This window comes from Gilliamella sp. ESL0405, assembly GCF_019469205.1.
GTDB lineage: Bacteria > Pseudomonadota > Gammaproteobacteria > Enterobacterales > Orbaceae > Gilliamella.
Genome location: NZ_CP048265.1, coordinates 440,880 through 461,171 on the forward strand (window position 1 = coordinate 440,880; position 20,292 = coordinate 461,171).

The following is a 20,292-nucleotide window of genomic DNA, read 5'->3' on the forward strand; positions in this document are numbered from 1 at the left end:
CTTAGGCATTAAATTCAAGGAAGACGCCAAACGATCCAGATTTATTTTTTTAATTTCAAGGAGAAATCTATGGCAGTAACCAACATGAATGAGTTAAATGAGTTAATGGTACGTGTGAAAAAAGCACAAGAAACTTATTCAACTTATACTCAAGAGCAAGTGGACAAAATCTTCGTCGCCGCAGCGACAGCCGCAGCCGCAGCTCGAATCCCTTTAGCCCAACAAGCAGTTGAAGAATCAGGCATGGGGATTGTAGAAGATAAAGTCATCAAAAACTTATTTGCTGCTGAGTACATTCTAAATAAATATCGACATGACAAGACTTGTGGTGTTGTGGCTGAAAATGAACCGTATGGAACAATCACTTTAGCCGAACCTTTAGGGATAATTTGTGGTATTGTACCAACGACTAACCCAACTTCAACGGCAATTTTTAAATCATTAATTAGTTTAAAAACCCGTAATGCAATTGTCTTTTCCCCTCACCCTCGCGCAAAAAAATCAACCATTGAAGCAGCTCGAATTGTATTAAATGCAGCAATTAAAGCTGGTGCGCCAAAAGATATTATCGGTTGGATTGATGAGCCTTCTATCGAATTATCTAATGCACTTATGCATCATGACGATGTTGCAGCCATTTTGGCCACAGGTGGCCCGGGTATGGTTAAAGCTGCTTACAGTTCAGGAAAACCTGCTTTAGGTGTGGGTGCCGGTAATACACCAGTAATTATTGATGAAACTGCTGATTTAAAACGTGCGGTAGCGTCTGTATTAATGTCTAAAACGTTTGATAACGGTATGATTTGTGCTTCTGAACAAGCAATCGTTGTTGTTGATTCAGTATATGATCAAGTCCGTGATTTATTAACTCAGTATGGTGCTTATGTTTTAAATGCTAAAGAAACAAAAGCGGTACAAGGTATTATCTTAAATGATAAAGGTGCATTAAATGCCAATATCGTTGGTCAGCCAGCAACAAAAATTGCTGAAATGGCTGGAATCAAAGTTCCTGCTGGCTCCAAAGTACTGGTTGGTGAAGTGAGTAAAGTTGATCTATCTGAACCATTTGCGCATGAAAAACTATCGCCAACGTTAGCAATGTTTAGAGCAAAAGACTTTACTGAAGCGGTTGAAAAGGCCGAAAAATTAGTTGAAATGGGCGGTATGGGTCACACCTCTGTGCTTTATACTGACCAAGACAGCAATCGTGATCGTGTTGCTTACTTCGGCAGCAAAATGAAAACATGTCGTATTTTGATCAATCAACCTGCGGCTCATGGTGGTATTGGTGATTTATATAACTTTGATTTAGCGCCATCTTTAACGCTAGGATGTGGTTCTTGGGGAGGTAACTCGGTATCTGAGAATGTCGGTCCGAAACACTTAATCAACAAGAAAACAATCGCTAAGAGAGCAGAAAACATGTTATGGCATAAATTACCAAGTTCTATCTATTTTAAACGTGGATCACTTCCAGTTGCTTTAAATGAAGTGATTGAGCAAGGTGCTAAACGCGTCTTTTTAGTCACTGATAAATTCTTATTTAACAATGGTTACTCTAAACAAATTACCGACCAACTTGAAGAACATGGCGTAATTTGTGAAACATTCTTTGATGTTGAAGCAGACCCAACGTTAAGTGTTGTGCGTAAAGGTACCGAATCAATGACTGCTTTCCAACCGGATACGGTTATTGCTTTAGGTGGTGGTTCGCCAATGGATGCGGCTAAAATTATGTGGGTACTTTATGAGCATCCGGAAACTAAATTTGATGAATTAGCATTGCGTTTTATGGATATTCGTAAACGTACTTGTCACTTCCCTAACATGGGTAAAAAAGCTAAATTAATCTGTGTGACAACGACATCTGGTACCGGCTCTGAAGTAACACCATTTGCGGTGGTAACCGACGATGCAACCGGTCAAAAATATCCATTAGCTGATTATGCTATTACGCCTAATATGGCAATTGTAGATGCTAATTTAGTGATGAATATGCCAAAATCGCTTTGTGCAGCAGGTGGTTATGACGCTGTTACCCATGCATTAGAAGCTTATGTATCAATCATGGCAAGCGAGTTTTCTGACGGTCAAGCGTTACAAGCATTAAGCTTATTAAAAGCCTATTTACCGGCGAGTTATCGAGATGGCGCTAAAAACCCTCTCGCTCGTGAAAAAGTCCATAGTGCAGCAACATTAGCGGGTGTGGCATTTGCTCAATCATTCTTAGGTGTATGTCACTCAATGGCGCATAAAATTGGTGCGGCTTTCCATATTCCGCATGGTGTGGCTAATGCAATGTTAATTAGTAACGTTGTTCGCTTTAATGCAACAGATAAACCGACTAAACAAGGTACCTTCAGCCAATATGGTTACCCACAAGCGGTTAGACGTTATGCCGAAATTGCTGATCATCTATGTTTAACTGCCGCAACGGATAACGACGAGAAAAAAGTTGAAAAATTAATTGGTTGGTTAGATCAACTTAGAAAAGATCTTGAAATTCCATTCTCTATTAAAGAGTTTGGTATTGATGAGAAAGCTTTCTTAGCACAAGTAGACCAACTTGCAGTTGATGCTTTCGATGACCAATGTACTGGGGCAAATCCTCGTTATCCATTAATTGCAGAGTTAAAACAAATTCTTCTAGATACTTATTATGGCCGTGCTTATAAAGACCATGGTGATATCAGTGAAGATGTTGCAATTCACACTGCGGCTAAAGGTGTAGCGGCACCGAAGAAAAAAGCCACTAAGAAAAAATAATCTAAAATCATTAATGTGATTAAATAAAAACCTGAAATAGTCTATATTTCAGGTTTTTTTTATATTTTTGATTTTTTTTTAATCAAACAAAATAAAATTTGTTTTTTTTGCTTGCAAGCTTAAATGTTCTAGTACATAATGCGCAGCACTTAGGCCGGCTTAGCTCAGTAGGTAGAGCAACTGACTTGTAATCAGTAGGTCGCCAGTTCGATTCCGGCAGCCGGCACCATTTTCCTAAGTAGACAAATTTAAAAAAGATTCGGGGTGGGGTTCCCGAGCGGCCAAAGGGAGCAGACTGTAAATCTGCCGTGTCACACTTCGAAGGTTCGAATCCTTCCCCCACCACCATCATCTAACATTAGCAATTGCTAATTGAAGCATTTAGGTAGCCGAGTTTGAACATGCGGGCATCGTATAATGGCTATTACCTCAGCCTTCCAAGCTGATGATGCGGGTTCGATTCCCGCTGCCCGCTCCAATTGCTGATATAGCTCAGTTGGTAGAGCGCACCCTTGGTAAGGGTGAGGTCGGCAGTTCAAATCTGCCTATCAGCACCATTCTTGTTAATCTCCTAAACTTCTAAAAATATCGAATTTGGCTGCTTTAAAGCTTGTCACTCGATAGCTTTATCTGTTATCATTCAGAGCTAATTTTAAGTTAGTATTATATTGATATTAAATATAATACTTGGTTAATGTGGTGAATTGCCACCGATTTGTATTACATTTGAGGGACTATCAATGTCTAAAGAAAAATTTGAACGTACAAAACCCCACGTTAACGTTGGTACAATCGGCCACGTTGACCACGGTAAAACAACTTTAACTGCTGCAATTACTTCTGTACTTGCTAAAAAATTCGGCGGTCAAGCTCGTGCATTCGATCAAATCGATAACGCACCTGAAGAAAAAGCACGTGGTATCACCATCAACACTTCACACGTTGAATACGACACACCAACTCGTCACTATGCACACGTTGACTGTCCGGGACATGCTGACTATGTTAAAAACATGATCACTGGTGCGGCTCAAATGGACGGCGCTATCCTAGTAGTAGCAGCAACTGACGGCCCAATGCCACAAACTCGTGAGCACATCCTTTTAGGACGTCAAGTAGGTGTTCCTTACATCATCGTATTTTTAAACAAATGTGATATGGTTGATGATGAAGAGTTATTAGAATTAGTTGAAATGGAAGTACGTGAACTTCTATCTCAATACGACTTCCCGGGTGATGACACTCCAGTAATTCGTGGTTCAGCGTTAAAAGCGTTAGAAGGCGATGCAGCATGGGAAGATAAAATTGTTGAATTAGCTGAAGCTTTAGACAGCTACATTCCGGAACCAGAGCGTGATATCGATAAACCATTCCTACTTCCAATTGAAGACGTGTTCTCAATTTCAGGACGTGGTACAGTGGTAACAGGTCGTGTAGAGCGTGGTGTAATCAAAGTTGGTGAAGAAGTTGAAATCGTTGGTATCAAACCAACAACAAAAACAACTTGTACTGGCGTTGAAATGTTCCGTAGATTACTAGACGAAGGTCGTGCTGGTGAGAACGTAGGTGTATTACTTCGTGGTACAAAACGTGAAGAAATCGAACGTGGTCAAGTATTAGCAAAACCAGGTTCAATCACTCCACATACAGATTTTGAATCAGAAGTGTATATCCTAAGCAAAGATGAAGGTGGTCGTCATACTCCATTCTTCAAAGGCTACCGTCCACAGTTCTACTTCCGTACAACTGACGTAACGGGTACTATCGAATTACCAGAAGGCGTAGAAATGGTAATGCCAGGTGATAACATCAAAATGACAGTATCATTAATTCACCCAATCGCAATGGCAGAAGGCTTACGTTTTGCGATTCGTGAAGGTGGTCGTACTGTTGGTGCTGGTGTGGTTGCTAAGGTTATCAAATAATTAAAGTATGAATAACCATAGAAAGGGTATCGTTAGATGCCCTTTCTTATCTCGTCTGTTTAGCAAAATGTTTTTTTATTGTGAGAGCATTTTGGAAAATAGATATTATTAAATAACATAATCATAGGTTTTATATGCTAGTAAGTAACGAGAGTCAAGCTACAAACACGATTCTAGACAAATTCAAATGGGGTTTAGTTCTAGTATTGATTGCGTTTATTGTCTGGGGAAATTCTTATTTTTCTGGTCCTAATGATATATATCAACCTAATACGATCGTCCGCATTGTTGCTGTTGTTGCGATTTCGCTATTTACTTTATTCATTGCGTACACAACAAATAAAGGCAAAGCATTTTTTGTATTTTTACAAGAATCGAGAAAAGAGCTTCGAAAAGTTGTATGGCCGACACGTAAAGAAACAGTGCAAACAACTTTGCTCGTTGCTGCTGTAACTGTTATTGTTGGATTAGCGCTTTGGGGAATGGATTCGGTATTCCGTTCAATTGTCTTTTATCTAACATCATTAGGACGCTAATATGAGTGAAACACAACAAAAACGCTGGTATGTTATTCAAGCTTATTCTGGCTATGAAGCACGTGTTGCACAATCATTACGTGAATATATCAAATTACATAACATGGAAGATTTTTTTGGTGAAGTATTAGTACCGACCGAAGAAGTTGTTGAAATGAAAAGTGGTCAACGCCGTAAAAGTGAACGTAAATTCTTCCCGGGTTATGTTTTAGTTGAAATGGTGATGAATGATGCAACATGGCACTTAGTAAAAAGTGTGCCAAGAACAATGGGCTTTATTGGTGGTACATCAGATCGACCTGCACCAATCAGCCAACGTGAAGTTGATGCTATCATGAATCGTTTACAACAAGTTGGCGATAAGCCACGTCCTAAAACCTTATTTGAACCGGGCGAACTTGTGCGTGTTAATGACGGTCCATTTGCTGACTTTAATGGCGTGGTTGAAGAAGTGGATTATGAGAAGAGCCGCTTAAAAGTATCGGTATCCATTTTTGGTCGTTCAACACCGGTTGAACTTGATTTTAGCCAAGTCGAAAAAAGCTAATATCGCAATATCCCCAGATAAAAAATCACAGAATCAATTCTGTGATTTTTTTTGCCTTATTAACGTAAAACGGTATTATATAGTGTGATATCTGAATTGACTTATACCCCATGGTACGAGTCAATTGTTACCAATCATTTTAATTTAAGCCGATTCAAACTCTTCAATTTGTTGTTGTAAATCCAACCATGTCAATTCTGACTCCTCTTGCTCGCCTTTTAATTGACTTTGTTGTAACAATAATTGTGTTAACTCACTCTTTTTATCCGCTTCATAAATAGAGGGATCGGCTAATTGCTCTTCAATCAATTTTAACTGCTTACTTAACCGTTCAAGGGTCTGCTCCTCTTTTTGTAACTGTTTTTTCAGCGGTTGCATTTGTGCACGTCGCTCAGCTTCTTTACGTTTTTGTTCTTTACGATCTTGCGCTGAAAGATTTTTGCTATTGTCATTTTGACTATCATCTTGTTGCGTTGGTTGTTTTTCCGCTTTCTGCTCGTCGGCAAGCCATTTTTGATAATCATCGAGATCACCATTAAATGGCTCAACTTTATGATCGTGAACTAAATAAAACTCGTCAGTAGTTGAGCGTAATAAATGGCGATCATGCGATACCACCACTAACGCCCCTTCGAAATCAATAAGCGCTTCAGTTAATGCTTGACGCATATCTAAATCTAAATGGTTGGTTGGCTCATCAAGCAACAGCAGATTGGGTTTTTGCCATACAATCAGGGCTAAAACTAACCGGGCTTTCTCACCGCCGGAAAAGGTATTAACAGGCTCGCTAACTTTATCGCCATGAAAATCAAATCCGCCTAAGTAATTACGTAGCTCTTGTTCAGTAATATTGGGATCGGCAAGTTTGGTTAAATGCCATAGCGGAGACTCTTCACCTCGTAGATATTCCAATTGGTGTTGCGCAAAGTAACCTAATTGTACGCCTTTAGCTAAGTTAATATGCCCCTCTTTTGGTGCCAGTTCGCCCGCTAATAATTTAATTAACGTTGATTTACCTGCGCCGTTACGCCCTAATAACCCAATTCGTGAGCCGGGGACTAAGTTTAGCTTAATTTTCTCCAGCACAATTTTATCTTCATAACCGGCGACCACTTTGTCCATCATCAATAATGGGCTAGGTAAAAACTCAGACGGTTTGAAACTAAAATGAAACGGATTATCCACATGTGCCGGTGCAATAAGCTCCATTTTTTCTAGCATTTTAATTCGGCTTTGTGCCTGCTTAGCTTTGGTCGCTTTTGCTCGAAAGCGATCAATATAGCTTTGCAAATGCGCCACTTTTTGTTGTTGGCTTTCATAAAGCGATTGTTGCTGAGCTAACTTCGCTGTACGCTGAATTTCAAAAGAAGAGTAGTTGCCGGTATATTCAAATAGATTTTTTTGCTCAATATGGATAATTTTATTAACTAATGGATCTAAAAAGTCCCGGTCATGGGAAATTAAAATTAGTGTGCCTTGATAATTGCTTAACCACTTTTCCAGCCAAATAACCGCATCTAAATCTAAATGGTTAGTTGGCTCATCTAGTAGGAGCAGATCGGAACGGCACATCAGAGCCTGCGCTAAATTTAAACGCATACGCCACCCACCGGAATAGGATTTAACCGGTAATTGCAACTGCTCGTTGGAAAAGCCTAAACCGTGTAACAGTGTTGCCGCTCGAGCTTGAATAGTCCACGCATCGATATTGTCGAGTTTTTCATGGATAATAGCGATTTGTTCACCATTATTTTCTTGATTGGCAATGGCTAACTTTTGTTCTAATTGGCGATACTCTCGGTCGCCGTCAATGGCGTATTCAATTGCTGGAGTGTCTAATGCCGGGGTTTCTTGATTTACCCATGCAAGCTGCCATTGAGAGGGAAAACTCACCGTGCCGGCATCAGCTTGAATTTCGCCTTTTATTAATGAAAATAGCGTAGACTTTCCGCAACCATTTTTGCCAACTAAACCGACTTTTTGTTTAGGATTAATCGTGGCAGAAGCATTATCTAAAAGTAGATTAACGCCCCGACGAACTTGAATGGAATCAAATACTATCATGATATTGTTGTCTATTATTCAAAATAAAATATGCTATCCTAACAAAAATTGAGAGTTATGCAAAATCAAAATAGGATATCTAAAATGGCGATGAGTCCTTATAGCCTCACCCCAAAAATTGCTCAACAGATTGTTGATAGAACCATGAAGATTATTGATTGTAATATCAATGTTATGGATGCTAACGGATGTATTATTGGTAGTGGGGATTTAGAGCGTATTGGCGAACTACATGAAGGAGCGATGTTAGCGATATCGCAAAAACGCACCGTATCAATTGACAGTAACACAGTTAAAAGCTTACAAGGTGTTAAACCGGGTATTAACTTACCGTTGAAACTCAACGATCGAATCGTTGGCGTGATAGGGCTAACTGGTGAACCGTCCGATATTCGCCAATTTGGTGAACTTGTTTGTATGTCTGCTGAAATGATGATGGAGCAAACTCAATTACTGCAAGAACTCTCCTATGATAATCGCTTAAAAGAAGAGCTGATTCTTACCCTTATTGAAAAAGAGATCTTACCCGATAGTATGATTCAATGGGTCAAACGGCTCGATATTGATCTCAATCTACCCAGAGTTGTCGGTATGATTGAAGTGGATAGTGGGCAATTGGGTATTGATACGGCGATGAGTGAATTACAAAATCTGCAAACCCAAATACAGCTATTAAGTAATAATAATTTAGTGGCGATTAAATCGATTACTGAATTAGTGATTTTAATTCCAGCACTGAATCGATATGGTCGTTGGGATTTATTTGAACACAAGAAAAAACTTGAGCAACTCATTATTACCATTAAAAACATGACTCAATTAGATATTCGAATTTCGCTGGGTAATTACTTTGAACAGCATCTTTGCCCACTGGTAAAATCTTATCAAACAGCAAAAACCACCATGTTGATAGGTAAACAAAGAATGCCTAATGTGCGTAACTACTACTATCAAGAGCTAATTTTACCGGTACTTTTACATGGATTAAGTTACGATTGGCAAGCTGAGGAGTTATTACTGCCGCTGAAAAAACTCAAAATGGGCGATAATAATGGTGTATTACAAAAAACGTTACAGACGTGGTTTAAAAACAACGTTCAAAATAGCGACACCGCCAAAGAACTGTTTATTCATCGTAATACATTAGAGTATCGGCTAAATAAAATTGCTAAGCTTACCCAATTAAATTTAGCAAAATTTGATGACCGATTGCTTTTGTATATTGGCTTACAATTAGACAAACATGCCTAAGAGAGGCTTATTGTTCTTACCGATATTCAATAAGAACAATATAACATTTAAGCGATTAATTAATGGGATTATCGAAATATTACGTGATAGGTGCCGGATTAAAAATGGCTAATGGGTTGTATAATTTCCAATGATCTGACCATGGTTTCTTTCGCCCACTTGCCACATCTAAAATTAAATGAAATAAACGCCAGCCAATATCTTCAATCGTTGCTTTACCAAGCGCAATATCGCCAGCACTAATATCAATTAAATCAAACCACTGTTCGGCAACAATATTACGGCTGGACATTTTTATCACCGGTACCATAGCCAAACCATAAGGCGTCCCTCGACCAGTAGTAAAAACTTGTAACGTGATGCCGGAGGCAACTTGTTGCGAACCACAAACAAAATCACTTGCTGGCGTTGCAGCAAAAATTAATCCTTTTTTGGTTGGGCGTTGTCCGGGCGATAACACTTCCACAATAGGACTGGTGCCCGACTTAGCAATCGATCCCATTGCTTTTTCGACAATATTATTTAATCCGCCTTTCTTATTGCCCGGTGTGGTATTAGCACTGCGGTCAACTTTCCCTGCGGCTAAATATTCATCATACCACTGCATTTCACGAATCAGCGCTTTACCGACCGCCTCATCAGCCGCTCTAGGCGTAAGTAAGTGAATACCGTCACGCACTTCGGTTACTTCCGAAAACATCACCGTCGCCCCACATCTGACTAATAGATCAGATGCATAACCGACTGACGGATTCGAGGTTACCCCGGAAAAAGCATCACTGCCGCCACACTGCATACCGACCACTAATTCAGATGCCGGCACGGTCTCTCTTTTTCGAAGATTTAATTTTTGCAGATGTTTTTCAGCCACCATTAAAATATGGTCAACCATGGCTTTAAATCCATGCTCGTCTTGCAGTGTAACCAGATCATCATCTTCGATTCTGATCGGGATAGTATCTTCGGTGCCTTTTAATAACCTTGCCGGTTGCAGTTTTTCACAACCTAAACTGACAACCATGATTTCACCACCAAAATTAGGATTTTTGGCTAGATTATGAATCGAACGAATTGGCACGATAGCCGCCGGCGCATCAATTGCCACCCCGCAACCATAAAGATGCGTTAACGCCACAACGCCATCGACATTTGGATATTTAGGTAATAGGTCACGTTCGATAATTTTACAAACGTACTCCACAACGCCAGAAACACAATTCACACTCATTGTGATCCCCAATATATTTCGGGTGCCGACCGATCCATCTTTATTGCGATAGCCTTCAAAAGTGTAACCGTCTAAGGGGGGCAATACCGGCGCTTTTTTAGTGGCAATGGGAAGCTCGTGTAGCATGGGGGCAGTTGGCATTTGTGTGACAGATTCATTGATCCAAGCTCCTTTTTTAATCTCCACCTTTGCATAGCCAATCACTTCACCGTAGCGAATAATCGCTTGCCCTTGATTGATATCATTCAACGCCACTTTATGACCTTGAGGAATATCCTCAATCAATGTTAACCCGTCAGCAAATACCGTACCTTTTGGCAATCCATTATCATTAACGATAATAGCGACATTGTCCGATTCTTTGATTTTGATATAAAGCGGCTTGTTATTGTGATGCTCCATTGCTTAACTCCCATTCAACGCCTATCTTTTAATTTATTATTAGTCACAGTTTCTTATCTGATTAGACATATCTTAAATCTGAAATAGACAAATAGCATTGTGAATGTTCACAATTTTTCGTGCTTAATTCCGTTTAAATTTGTCACTATCAACATAAAAATGTGTGATAGGTCACAAAAATCCCCCTACTGCCAAAAATTTTGTGAAGGACATAACATTTGTTTGTTCATCTGCACATAAATAAATCAATTTCCACCTATTATTTTGTTGGTTTTGCCAATGAAATTTTCATCTTAACTATCCATACTTAACGTTAATAGTGGATTACTTAGACAGACTCAAAATCTATTTATTTTCTACTCAGCAACATCTGTAAAAAATTCAAGATCAACATTTCATTATCAGTGTAGGGGCTAAACATGGAAATAAACACAGCAAAACAAAAAAGGACTAATACTCGGTGGTTAACAGTCATTTTTTTATTCATTGTCACTGCTATCAATTATGGTGACAGGGCGACCTTAGGTATTGCCGGCAAAGCAATGTCAGGCGAATTGGGTTTTGATGCCGCAGCCATGGGCTGGGTTATGTCGTCGTTCGGTATCGCCTATGTCATCGGGCAGTTACCGGGAGGCTGGCTATTAGATAGATTTGGTTCAAAACGTGTCTATTTTTGCAGTATTTTATTTTGGTCTATTTTTACTTTATTACAAGGCACCGTACATTTTTTTATCGGGGCTTGGGCGTTAATTATGCTCTTTACGTTCCGTTTCTTAATGGGACTTGCTGAAGCGCCGTCATTCCCCGGCAATAGCCGAATTACCGCCGCTTGGTTTCCGGCTAAAGAAAGAGCCACTGCGGTCGCTATTTTCAATTCTGCACAATATTTTGCTACGGTAATATTTGCGCCCATTATGGGCTGGTTAACCCATGAATATGGTTGGCAATCGGTGTTTTTCTTTATGGGTGGCTTAGGTGTACTAATTAGTGTGGTGACACTCTTTGTGATTCACAACCCTAAAGATCATCCATGGGCAAATCAAGCCGAAGTTGATTATATCGTCGATGGCGGGGCATTGGTCGATATGGATCAGAAAAAAAGCCAGACGAAAAAAGAGGGACCAAAATTAGCTTATCTTACCCAACTTTTAACGAATCGAATGTTATTAGGCGTCTACCTTGGTCAGTATTGTATTAACTGTTTAACGTTTTTCTTTATTACTTGGTTTCCTATCTATCTTGCCACTCAACGAGGAATGAATATTAAAGAAGTTGGTTTTGCCGCTGCGATTCCGGCTATTTGTGGATTTATTGGTGGTATCAGTGGTGGCGTGTTCTCCGATTTTCTGATGCGAAAAACCGGATCGCTCTCTATTGCCCGTAAAACACCAATCATTTTAGGTATGTTGTTTTCAATGACCATGATTTTATGTAACTACGTCGATTCAATTGGATTAGTCATTTTATTTATGTCCATGGCTTTCTTTGGTAAAGGCGTCGGTGCACTCGGTTGGGCAGTAATGGCCGATACCGCACCCAAAGAGATGAGTGGACTGGCTGGCGGATTATTTAACATGTTCGGTAATGCATCAAGCATCATCTCACCAATTATTATCGGTTATATCGTGGCATGGACAGGTCGATTTGAATGGGCGCTAGTGTTTGTCGCCGGTCATGCTTTTGTTGCAGCGTTTAGTTATTTGGTGCTTGTTGGCCCGATTAAACGCATGGAACTGAAGAAAAAACCTTAACGACAACGTGCTTATTGAATTAACTACCTAGGAGAGATCGAATATGAATACGCAATCAGTGCCAGTGATTACCTCTATGCAAGTTATTCCGGTGGCTGGGTATGACAGCATGCTGATGAATATTGGTGGTGCACATAGCCCCTATTTTACCCGAAATATCGTTATTTTGAAGGACAATAGCGGCCATATCGGTTTAGGGGAGGCACCCGGCGGAGTGACGATTGAAAACGCTCTGAAACAAGCTATTGCACATGTCGAAGGGCAACCTATTTCTATCCTTAATCGAATTGTTAATGATATGCATCAAGGCTACCTTGATGATGATTATGACTCTTTTGGTAAAGGTGCATGGACATTTGAATTACGAGTCAATGCCGTAGCGGCACTCGAATCGGCATTACTCGATTTAATGGGGCAATTTTTAAATGTACCGGTTGCTGAATTACTTGGGGCAGGTAAACAGCGAGATGAAGTTACCGTGCTCGGCTACCTGTTTTATATCGGTGATGCCAACAAGACCGATCTCGAGTATGACCAACCCGCAACGAAAGGCCACCCATGGTACAACATTCGCCGGCGACAAGCTATGACAACTGAGTCAGTGGTTGAGCTGGCGCAAGCGGCACAAGATCGCTACGGCTTTAAAGACTTCAAAATGAAAGGTGGAGTGTTAGCGGGTGAACAAGAGATTGAAACAGTCATAGAACTTAAAAAGCAGTTTCCCGATGCACGCATTACCTTAGATCCAAACGGTGGTTGGTGGTTAGATGATGCCATTAAACTTTGTAAAGGGCTTAATAATGTGCTGACTTATGCCGAAGACCCTTGTGGCGCAGAGCATGGCTACTGCGGGCGTGAAGTCATGGCTGAATTTCGTCGGGCAACCGGTATACCAACTGCCACCAATATGGTTGCAACCAACTGGCGTGAACTGTGCCATTCCATTATGTTACAAGCGGTCGATATACCGCTAGCCGATCCCCATTTTTGGACATTAACCGGCGCCAGTCGTGTCGCACAACTTTGTCATGAATGGGGGCTGACTTGGGGGTGCCATTCGAATAACCATTTTGATATTTCACTGGCAATGTTTAGCCATGTCGGTGCCTCTGCGCCCGGTAATCCAACTGCACTTGATACCCATTGGATATGGCAAGAAGGTCAAGCCCGTTTAACGCAAGACCCGCTGCAAATTCGCCATGGCAAGATCAAATTACACGACAAGCCCGGTCTTGGGATTGAATTGGATATGGAGCAAGTCAATTGCGCACATGAGCTTTATAAAAAATTACCAAATGGGGCACGTAATGATGCCATTGCCATGCAATATCTCATTGAAAATTGGCAATTTGACCGCAAGCGCCCATGCATGGTTCGTTAAAACAGATTTAAAGAAATTGAGAAATAAAAGAGGTAAAAACTATGAGTTCATCAACGCCGATTATTACGCAAATGCATGTCTATCCGGTGGCCGGTTATGACAGCATGTTACTGAATTTAAGCGGAGCACACGCCCCTTACTTCACCCGTAATATCGTCATTCTTAAAGATAATTCCGGTAACATTGGCGTCGGGGAAGTTCCTTGCGTAGGCCGAGTTACTCAAACCCTTGAAGATGCCAAACCGCTGGTTGTGGGACAATCGATTGCCCAATATAAAAATGTTATGAATCGTGTCCGAACGGCGTTTGCTGACCGTGATGTCGGTGGGCGAGGTAATCAAACATTCGACCAGCGCTCAACCATTCATGTGGTGACAGCGATTGAAGCGGCAATGTTAGACCTGCTAGGCAAGCATCTAGGCGTTACCGTTGCTTCGCTTTTAGGCGAAGGACAGCAACGTGATGAAGTGAAAATGCTTGGCTATCTATTTTATATCGGCGATAGGCAAAAAACCGATTTACCTTATCAAAGCCAACCCAATGAGCAGTGCGATTGGTATCGACTGCGACATGAAGAAGCCTTAACCCCAGACAAAATTGCTCGTTTAGCGCAGGCAACTTATGAAAAATATGGCTTTTGTGATTTTAAATTAAAAGGCGGTGTGTTATCTGCGCAAGATGAAGCCGAAGCCGTGATTGCCATTAAGCAAAAATTCCCTGAAGCACGCGTAACGCTCGACCCAAATGGCGGGTGGTTATTAGATGAAGCGATACAAATCGGCAAATACTTAAAAGATACCTTGACCTATGCAGAAGATCCGTGTGGCGCAGAACAAGGCTACTCTGGGCGAGAAATTATGGCTGAATTTCGCCGTGCGACAGGTTTGCCTACCGCAACCAACATGATTGCAACTGACTGGCGTCAAATGGGACACACTTTATCGTTACAATCGGTCGATATCCCACTTGCTGATCCGCATTTTTGGACAATGAACGGCTCAGTAAGGGTTGCGCAACTGTGCCATGAGTTTGGCTTAACGTGGGGCTCACACTCCAATAATCATTTTGATATCTCGCTCGCCATGTTTACCCATGTTGGTGCAGCGGCGCCGGGTGAACCAACTGCGTTAGATACACATTGGATCTGGCAAGAAGGTAATCAGCGTTTAACCAAAGAGCCATTACAAATAGTCAATGGCAAAATCAAAGTACCGGAAAAACCGGGTTTAGGTATCGAGGTTGATATCGATCAAGTTCTCAAAGCCCACGAGCTATTTAAAAGCATGGGGCTGGGCAATCGTAATGATGCCGTAGCTATGCAATATCTCATCCCTAACTGGCAATTCGACAATAAAAGGCCGTGTTTGGTCAGATAGTTGGCATGGATGATTAAAAATAGATAAAAATCGAGGTAATTGCATGAAAAAACTCACTTGTCACAATCAATTTAAACAAGACATGTTGGCAAGAAAAAAATTGATTGGTTGTTGGGCTGCATTAGGTAGTCCGATCTCAACAGAAATATTGGGCTTAGCCGGTTTTGATTGGTTACTGCTGGACGGCGAGCATGCCATTAATGATGTGGTGTCGTTTGTCCCGCAATTAATGGCCTTAAAAGATAGCCCGAGCGTGCCAATTGTGCGCCCGGCCTGGAATGATCAAGTACTGATTAAACGTTTGCTTGATGTTGGTTTTTATAACTTCTTAATTCCGTATGTCGAGACGGCTTTGCAAGCAAAACAAGCGGTCTCTTATACCCGCTATCCACCTGAAGGTTTAAGGGGAGTGTCGGTTTCACATCGTAGCAATGCGTTTGGCACAATACCGGATTACTTTGAAAAAATTAATCAAAATATTTGTGTGATCGTTCAAGTTGAAACCCAACAAGCGGTGGATAACGTTGCTCAAATCACCGCTGTTGACGGCGTCGACGGTATTTTTGTTGGCCCGAGCGATCTTTCTGCCTCGTTAGGGCATTTTGGCAATCCAAAACATCCACAGGTGCAAGCGGCGATCAAACAGGTATTTGATGAAGCAAAAAAACAAGGGAAAGCTTGTGGCATATTAGCCCCGATAGAAGCTGACGCACATCATTATATCGAAATGGGGGCAACGTTTGTTGCCGTCGGCAATGATCTGGGCTTGCTAAGAATGGCAACGCAATCATTAGCCGATAAATTTCTAAAATAACAGCCATTACTATAAGCGTAATAAAGGAGAGTAAAATGAAAATTGGTTTTATTGGTTTAGGAATAATGGGTAAACCGATGAGCAAAAACTTGCTAAAAGCAGGTTATTCACTGGTCGTTTGCGATAAAAATCAAGCTTCAGTTGATGAACTTATCAAAGCGGGTGCACAAAGTGCCACCAACGCAAAACAAGTTGCTCAACAATGTGATGTGATTATTACTATGTTACCTAATTCACCACATGTGAAAGAGGTTGTCTTAGGTGAAAATGGGATTGTTGAAGGCGCCAAAGCCGGTACAACCATTATTGATATGAGCTCGATTGCGCCATTAGCCAGCCGGGAGATTCATGATGAAGTCGTTAAAAAAGGCTTAGTGATGTTAGATGCGCCAGTGAGCGGTGGCGAGCCTAAAGCGATAGACGGCACCTTATCTGTCATGGTTGGTGGGGATAAAGCGGTATTTGATAAACATTATGATTTAATGAAAGCTATGGCTGGTTCAGTGGTTTATACCGGTGAAATTGGCGCAGGTAATGTGACTAAGCTTGCTAATCAAGTCATCGTAGCACTCAACATTGCTGCCATGTCAGAAGCATTGGTTTTAGCCACGAAAGCTGGGGTTAACCCGCAACTCGTATATCAAGCAATACGCGGCGGACTTGCCGGTAGTACGGTGTTAGATGCCAAAGCGCCAATGGTGTTAGAACGCAATTTTAAACCGGGCTTTAAAATCGATCTCCATATCAAAGATCTGCAAAATGCTTTAGATACCTCTCATGGGGTGGGGACTTCATTACCGTTAACAGCAATTGTTATGGAGATGATGCAAGCACTGAAAACCGACGGTATGGGCGAAAGTGACCATAGTGCCCTTGCTCGTTATTATGAAGCTTTAGCGAAAATCGAAATTAAGTAATTTATGTCAATATTGAGTATGGCAACATACTCAATCACCTTGACCAATTCCAAAAGGATATTTATGAACATTGTCATTGCGCCTGATACTTTTAAAGAAAGTCTGAGTGCCATAGATGTTGCTAAGACAATAAAAGCGGGATTTTTACAGGTTTACCCTGATGCAACATACTCGTTATTACCTGTCGCTGACGGCGGAGAAGGTACCGTTAATGCAATGGTTGATGCATTAAAAGGACATAAAGTGACAGTCACAGTAACTGACCCGTTAGGCGAGCCGGGACATGCTTTTTATGGCATATCACAAGACGGACAAACTGCCATTATCGAAATGGCGACCGCCAGCGGGCTTGAACGTGTTCCGTTTGAACGGCGAGATGCTAAAATTACCACCTCATATGGTACCGGTGAACTTATCAAAGATGCCTTAGATCGGGGTTGTAAAAAATTTATCATCGGTATTGGCGGCAGTGCGACCAATGACGGTGGGGCAGGGATGCTACAAGCATTAGGTGTCAAACTGTTAGATAAATTTGGTCACCAAATAGGTTTTGGTGGCGTTTCGCTCAGTGCACTTGATAGTATCGATATCAGCCAAATGGATGAGAGAATAAAGCATTGTGAATTTGAAGTCGCTTGTGATGTTACCAATCCACTTACCGGTGAAAATGGCGCATCGGCTATTTTTGGTCCACAAAAAGGGGCAACACCGCAAGATATTCAATTACTTGATGCAAATCTTAAACACTTTGCCAGTCTGATTAAAGGTTGCTTTAATATCGACATAGAGACCGTTCCCGGTACCGGAGCGGCGGGCGGAATGGGCGCGGCATTATTGGCATTTATGCAAGCAAAATTAAGGCCGGGCATTGAAATTATTACCGAATTACTTAATTTAGATAGCTTAATTGAACAAGCCGATTTAGTGGTGACCGGTGAAGGTCGGTTAGATTATCAGAGTGTCAACGGTAAAGTACCGGTTGGGGTGGCAAATATCGCCAAAAAGTATAATAAACCGGTTATTGCTATTGTTGGCAGTTTAGGCGATAAAGCTGAGGCGGTCTATCCTTATGGCATAACTGCTATGTTTAGTATTCTTAGTCAAGTGTCGAGTTTATCTCAAGCACTGGATCGAAAAGTCGCCGAAACGAATCTTTATCACACCTCGAAAAATATTGCATTAACCTTAAAAATCGGTAAAACATTGTGCTAATAAAAAAGCCCTTTAAGTTAAAGGGCTTTATTTTTTGCTTACGCAATATTAGGATTTTTTAATCGCAGTCAGTGCCCGACGAATAAAATATAAACAGATAATCACAAACACCGCTAAGCCTAAGTATTGTGGTAATAGCCCTAGATCGGCTGATATTGCAAGCGGCGCATCACTACCGCCACTGGTAATGCTAATCACGATTACGATAGCTAGCAATACCCCAACTAAACTTTCACCGACAATTAACCCCGATGCAATTAATGCCGCTTTGCGATCGACGTTTTTAAATTGTTCTTCCGGATCTAGGTTCGCTTTTTTGGCTTTAGCATAAGCTTTACGCTTAATTATCCACGAAAGTAGTGTACCAATAAAAATCGGAGTGGTAATGGTTGGTGGTAAGTAGATCCCTAAACCAACAGCCAATGCCGGCAAGCGAAACTTAGATTGGTTTTTAGCTAAAATTAAATCGATAATAATAATAATTGATCCAACCGCTAAGCCAATTAAAATCATTGTCCAATCAAGCTGATGAGAAAATATCCCTTTGGCAATGGTGGTCATTAGTGTCGCTTGAGGCGCCGCTAATACTTGAGATTGATCCATATCTGCCCTAGGTAAGGCGCCGGTGAATCCATAAGCGTTATATAAAATTTCAAGAATAGGTGCGATAACAATGGCACCAACAACACAACCAATTAAAAGTGCAACTTGTTGTTTCCATGGTGTTGCATTGACTAAGTAACCGGTTTTTAAATCTTGCAAATTATCGTTTGAGATGCAGGCAACGGCTAAAACTGTGCTGGTAGTAAATAGCGCTAATGCGGTTGCAAAATTAGTCCCTTCAGGGGTAGATAACAAATCATTGGCTTGCCCAATTACCAATAAAATAAGTGATATGGCAATTGCAGCAACAATGGCAATACCGGACATTGGGCTTGCTGAAGAGCCGACTAAACCTGCCATATAGCCACACGCCGCCGCAACAAGAAAGCCCATAATAAATGCAAATAACACAGCGCAAATAACTAACATCCAAGCAACACCAGCGGATAAGCCACTGTCGGAAATAAACGCATAAAAAGTGGCGACTAAGATAACAACCATACCAGCCATAATCGAAAAGATCGCTTTTGGTGATAAGTCACGTTCGGTTGGTGCAATATCATCAACCGAAACATCGGCACGTAATGTTCTAAATGAGATTTTTAATCCTTCAATCACGGGTTTGATTAACGTCAGTAGTGTCCAAATTGCAGCAATTGCAATGGTGCCGGCGCCGATAAAACGAATATCTTTAGCCCAAAGCCCCATAGCCACACTGGCTAATGATTCGCTGGTGTCATAGTCGGTAATTGCGCTTAAAATAGGTATGCCAAACACCCAGCCGATAATGGTGCCGATTAACACGGCAATACCGGAAATAATACCAATCAAATAACCGGCACTGAGTAAAGCTAATGAAAAGCCCATCGGTAATTGGAAGATTGATTTACCGCCAGTAAACCAATAAGAGGCGCTTTCTGACAAAACCCGAAAACCGTTAGTAAACAGACTCACACCAGAGGCAATAACGCCACCAACTAAAATATCTTTCAATCCGGCATTGGAATCATCACCCTCAGTTTTTGAGCCTGCTTTTAATATCTCCGCAGCGGCAACCCCTTCCGGATAAGGTAAGGTGCTTTTTACCACCATAATATGGCGTAGTGGAATTGAAAATAGTACTCCAAGCATCCCCCCGGCGGCACAGATAGCAAAAGTGAGCCAAAACGGGAAATCTTGCCAATAGCCGATCATTAACAATCCGGGTAAAACAAATATAATCGAGGAAAGTGTACCGGCTGCCGATGCTTGAGTCTGCACCATATTGTTTTCTAATATGGTTGAGCCGGAAAATAGCCTTAATACCGCCATGGAAATCACCGCGGCTGGGATAGCGGAAGAAAAAGTTAACCCCACTTTTAAGCCAAGGTAAACATTTGATGCGGTAAATATAATTGTAATAAGGGCACCAAGAATTGTACCTCTCAATGTCAGTTCGCGTAAATTATTCATTAAATGTAATTAAGTTAATTTGTTATGTGAACATTATATACTTAATTGGTGTTTATCTGCTACAAGT

General features: G+C 41.1%; 14 protein-coding genes and 4 tRNA genes. 15 read left to right on the forward strand and 3 right to left on the reverse strand.

Annotated elements, in window-relative coordinates:
• Window positions 1–69 precede the first annotated feature (69 nt).
• From adhE to nusG, 8 genes are all read left to right on the forward strand, one after another.
• On the forward strand, window positions 70–2,766 hold the full coding sequence (gene adhE, locus GYM74_RS02045) for a bifunctional acetaldehyde-CoA/alcohol dehydrogenase (protein WP_220218840.1): 2,697 nt from the start codon (window positions 70–72) through the stop codon (window positions 2,764–2,766).
• Window positions 2,767–2,919: 153 nt separating this feature from the next.
• Window positions 2,920–2,995 (forward strand) — tRNA-Thr (locus GYM74_RS02050).
• A 34-nt stretch (window positions 2,996–3,029) separates the two neighbouring features.
• Window positions 3,030–3,114, forward strand: a tRNA-Tyr gene (locus GYM74_RS02055).
• A 55-nt stretch (window positions 3,115–3,169) separates the two neighbouring features.
• Window positions 3,170–3,244: transfer RNA gene (locus GYM74_RS02060), tRNA-Gly, on the forward strand.
• Between the two features lie 3 nt (window positions 3,245–3,247).
• Window positions 3,248–3,323, forward strand: a tRNA-Thr gene (locus GYM74_RS02065).
• 183 nt (window positions 3,324–3,506) lie between these two features.
• Window positions 3,507–4,691 carry an elongation factor Tu gene (gene tuf / locus GYM74_RS02070; RefSeq protein ID WP_220218841.1) on the forward strand — a complete coding sequence of 395 codons (1,185 nt, stop codon included), beginning with the start codon at window positions 3,507–3,509 and terminating at the stop codon, window positions 4,689–4,691.
• 134 nt (window positions 4,692–4,825) lie between these two features.
• Complete coding sequence (gene secE, locus GYM74_RS02075; protein ID WP_220218842.1) at window positions 4,826–5,227, forward strand: preprotein translocase subunit SecE; 402 nt, start codon at window positions 4,826–4,828, stop codon at window positions 5,225–5,227.
• A gap of 1 nt (window position 5,228) precedes the next feature.
• Window positions 5,229–5,774: a transcription termination/antitermination protein NusG gene (gene nusG, locus GYM74_RS02080; protein ID WP_220218843.1), complete on the forward strand. Its 546-nt coding sequence runs from the start codon at window positions 5,229–5,231 to the stop codon at window positions 5,772–5,774.
• A 144-nt stretch (window positions 5,775–5,918) separates the two neighbouring features.
• On the opposite strand, the gene GYM74_RS02085 is transcribed toward nusG, so the two are convergent.
• Entirely contained in the window at window positions 5,919–7,838 is a 1,920-nt protein-coding gene (locus GYM74_RS02085) for an ABC transporter ATP-binding protein (RefSeq protein ID WP_220218844.1), read from the reverse strand.
• Window positions 7,839–7,928: 90 nt separating this feature from the next.
• Between GYM74_RS02085 and GYM74_RS02090 the strand changes: the two genes are divergently transcribed.
• Window positions 7,929–9,089, forward strand: coding sequence for a sugar diacid recognition domain-containing protein (locus GYM74_RS02090; protein ID WP_220219609.1), 1,161 nt, complete (start codon window positions 7,929–7,931; stop codon window positions 9,087–9,089).
• A gap of 79 nt (window positions 9,090–9,168) precedes the next feature.
• On the opposite strand, the gene garD is transcribed toward GYM74_RS02090, so the two are convergent.
• A complete protein-coding gene (gene garD / locus GYM74_RS02095) occupies window positions 9,169–10,719 on the reverse strand; it encodes a galactarate dehydratase (protein ID WP_220218845.1) in 1,551 nt (516 codons plus the stop codon).
• 419 nt (window positions 10,720–11,138) lie between these two features.
• Between garD and GYM74_RS02100 the strand changes: the two genes are divergently transcribed.
• From GYM74_RS02100 to GYM74_RS02125, 6 genes are all read left to right on the forward strand, one after another.
• Window positions 11,139–12,470, forward strand: coding sequence for an MFS transporter (locus GYM74_RS02100; protein WP_220218846.1), 1,332 nt, complete (start codon window positions 11,139–11,141; stop codon window positions 12,468–12,470).
• A 43-nt stretch (window positions 12,471–12,513) separates the two neighbouring features.
• A complete protein-coding gene (locus tag GYM74_RS02105) occupies window positions 12,514–13,851 on the forward strand; it encodes a glucarate dehydratase family protein (RefSeq protein WP_220218847.1) in 1,338 nt (445 codons plus the stop codon).
• Window positions 13,852–13,892: 41 nt separating this feature from the next.
• Complete coding sequence (gene gudD, locus GYM74_RS02110; RefSeq protein ID WP_220218848.1) at window positions 13,893–15,227, forward strand: glucarate dehydratase; 1,335 nt, start codon at window positions 13,893–13,895, stop codon at window positions 15,225–15,227.
• A 43-nt stretch (window positions 15,228–15,270) separates the two neighbouring features.
• Entirely contained in the window at window positions 15,271–16,041 is a 771-nt protein-coding gene (gene garL / locus GYM74_RS02115; protein WP_220218849.1) for a 2-dehydro-3-deoxyglucarate aldolase, read from the forward strand.
• A 35-nt stretch (window positions 16,042–16,076) separates the two neighbouring features.
• Entirely contained in the window at window positions 16,077–16,958 is an 882-nt protein-coding gene (gene garR / locus GYM74_RS02120) for a 2-hydroxy-3-oxopropionate reductase (protein ID WP_220218850.1), read from the forward strand.
• 63 nt (window positions 16,959–17,021) lie between these two features.
• The gene (locus tag GYM74_RS02125; RefSeq protein WP_220218851.1) at window positions 17,022–18,170 is read left to right on the forward strand and encodes a glycerate kinase; all 1,149 of its coding nucleotides are present in this window, start codon (window positions 17,022–17,024) and stop codon (window positions 18,168–18,170) included.
• Between the two features lie 48 nt (window positions 18,171–18,218).
• Here GYM74_RS02125 and GYM74_RS02130 read toward each other — a convergent pair whose 3' ends face one another.
• Window positions 18,219–20,225: an OPT family oligopeptide transporter gene (locus tag GYM74_RS02130; protein ID WP_220218852.1), complete on the reverse strand. Its 2,007-nt coding sequence runs from the start codon at window positions 20,223–20,225 to the stop codon at window positions 18,219–18,221.
• Window positions 20,226–20,292 lie beyond the last annotated feature (67 nt).

What these genes read in the sequence shown, in the direction of transcription:
- garD (WP_220218845.1), bottom strand. Translation starts at nt 10,719, where the DNA reads ATGGAGCATCACAATAACAAGCCGCTTTATATCAAAATCAAAGAATCG.
- garR (WP_220218850.1), top strand. Translation starts at nt 16,077, where the DNA reads ATGAAAATTGGTTTTATTGGTTTAGGAATAATGGGTAAACCGATGAGC.
- GYM74_RS02105 (WP_220218847.1), top strand. Translation starts at nt 12,514, where the DNA reads ATGAATACGCAATCAGTGCCAGTGATTACCTCTATGCAAGTTATTCCG.
- GYM74_RS02085 (WP_220218844.1), bottom strand. Translation starts at nt 7,838, where the DNA reads ATGATAGTATTTGATTCCATTCAAGTTCGTCGGGGCGTTAATCTACTT.
- GYM74_RS02130 (WP_220218852.1), bottom strand. Translation starts at nt 20,225, where the DNA reads ATGAATAATTTACGCGAACTGACATTGAGAGGTACAATTCTTGGTGCC.
- nusG (WP_220218843.1), top strand. Translation starts at nt 5,229, where the DNA reads ATGAGTGAAACACAACAAAAACGCTGGTATGTTATTCAAGCTTATTCT.
- GYM74_RS02090 (WP_220219609.1), top strand. Translation starts at nt 7,929, where the DNA reads ATGAGTCCTTATAGCCTCACCCCAAAAATTGCTCAACAGATTGTTGAT.
- secE (WP_220218842.1), top strand. Translation starts at nt 4,826, where the DNA reads ATGCTAGTAAGTAACGAGAGTCAAGCTACAAACACGATTCTAGACAAA.
- garL (WP_220218849.1), top strand. Translation starts at nt 15,271, where the DNA reads ATGAAAAAACTCACTTGTCACAATCAATTTAAACAAGACATGTTGGCA.
- gudD (WP_220218848.1), top strand. Translation starts at nt 13,893, where the DNA reads ATGAGTTCATCAACGCCGATTATTACGCAAATGCATGTCTATCCGGTG.
- adhE (WP_220218840.1), top strand. Translation starts at nt 70, where the DNA reads ATGGCAGTAACCAACATGAATGAGTTAAATGAGTTAATGGTACGTGTG.
- GYM74_RS02100 (WP_220218846.1), top strand. Translation starts at nt 11,139, where the DNA reads ATGGAAATAAACACAGCAAAACAAAAAAGGACTAATACTCGGTGGTTA.
- GYM74_RS02125 (WP_220218851.1), top strand. Translation starts at nt 17,022, where the DNA reads ATGAACATTGTCATTGCGCCTGATACTTTTAAAGAAAGTCTGAGTGCC.
- tuf (WP_220218841.1), top strand. Translation starts at nt 3,507, where the DNA reads ATGTCTAAAGAAAAATTTGAACGTACAAAACCCCACGTTAACGTTGGT.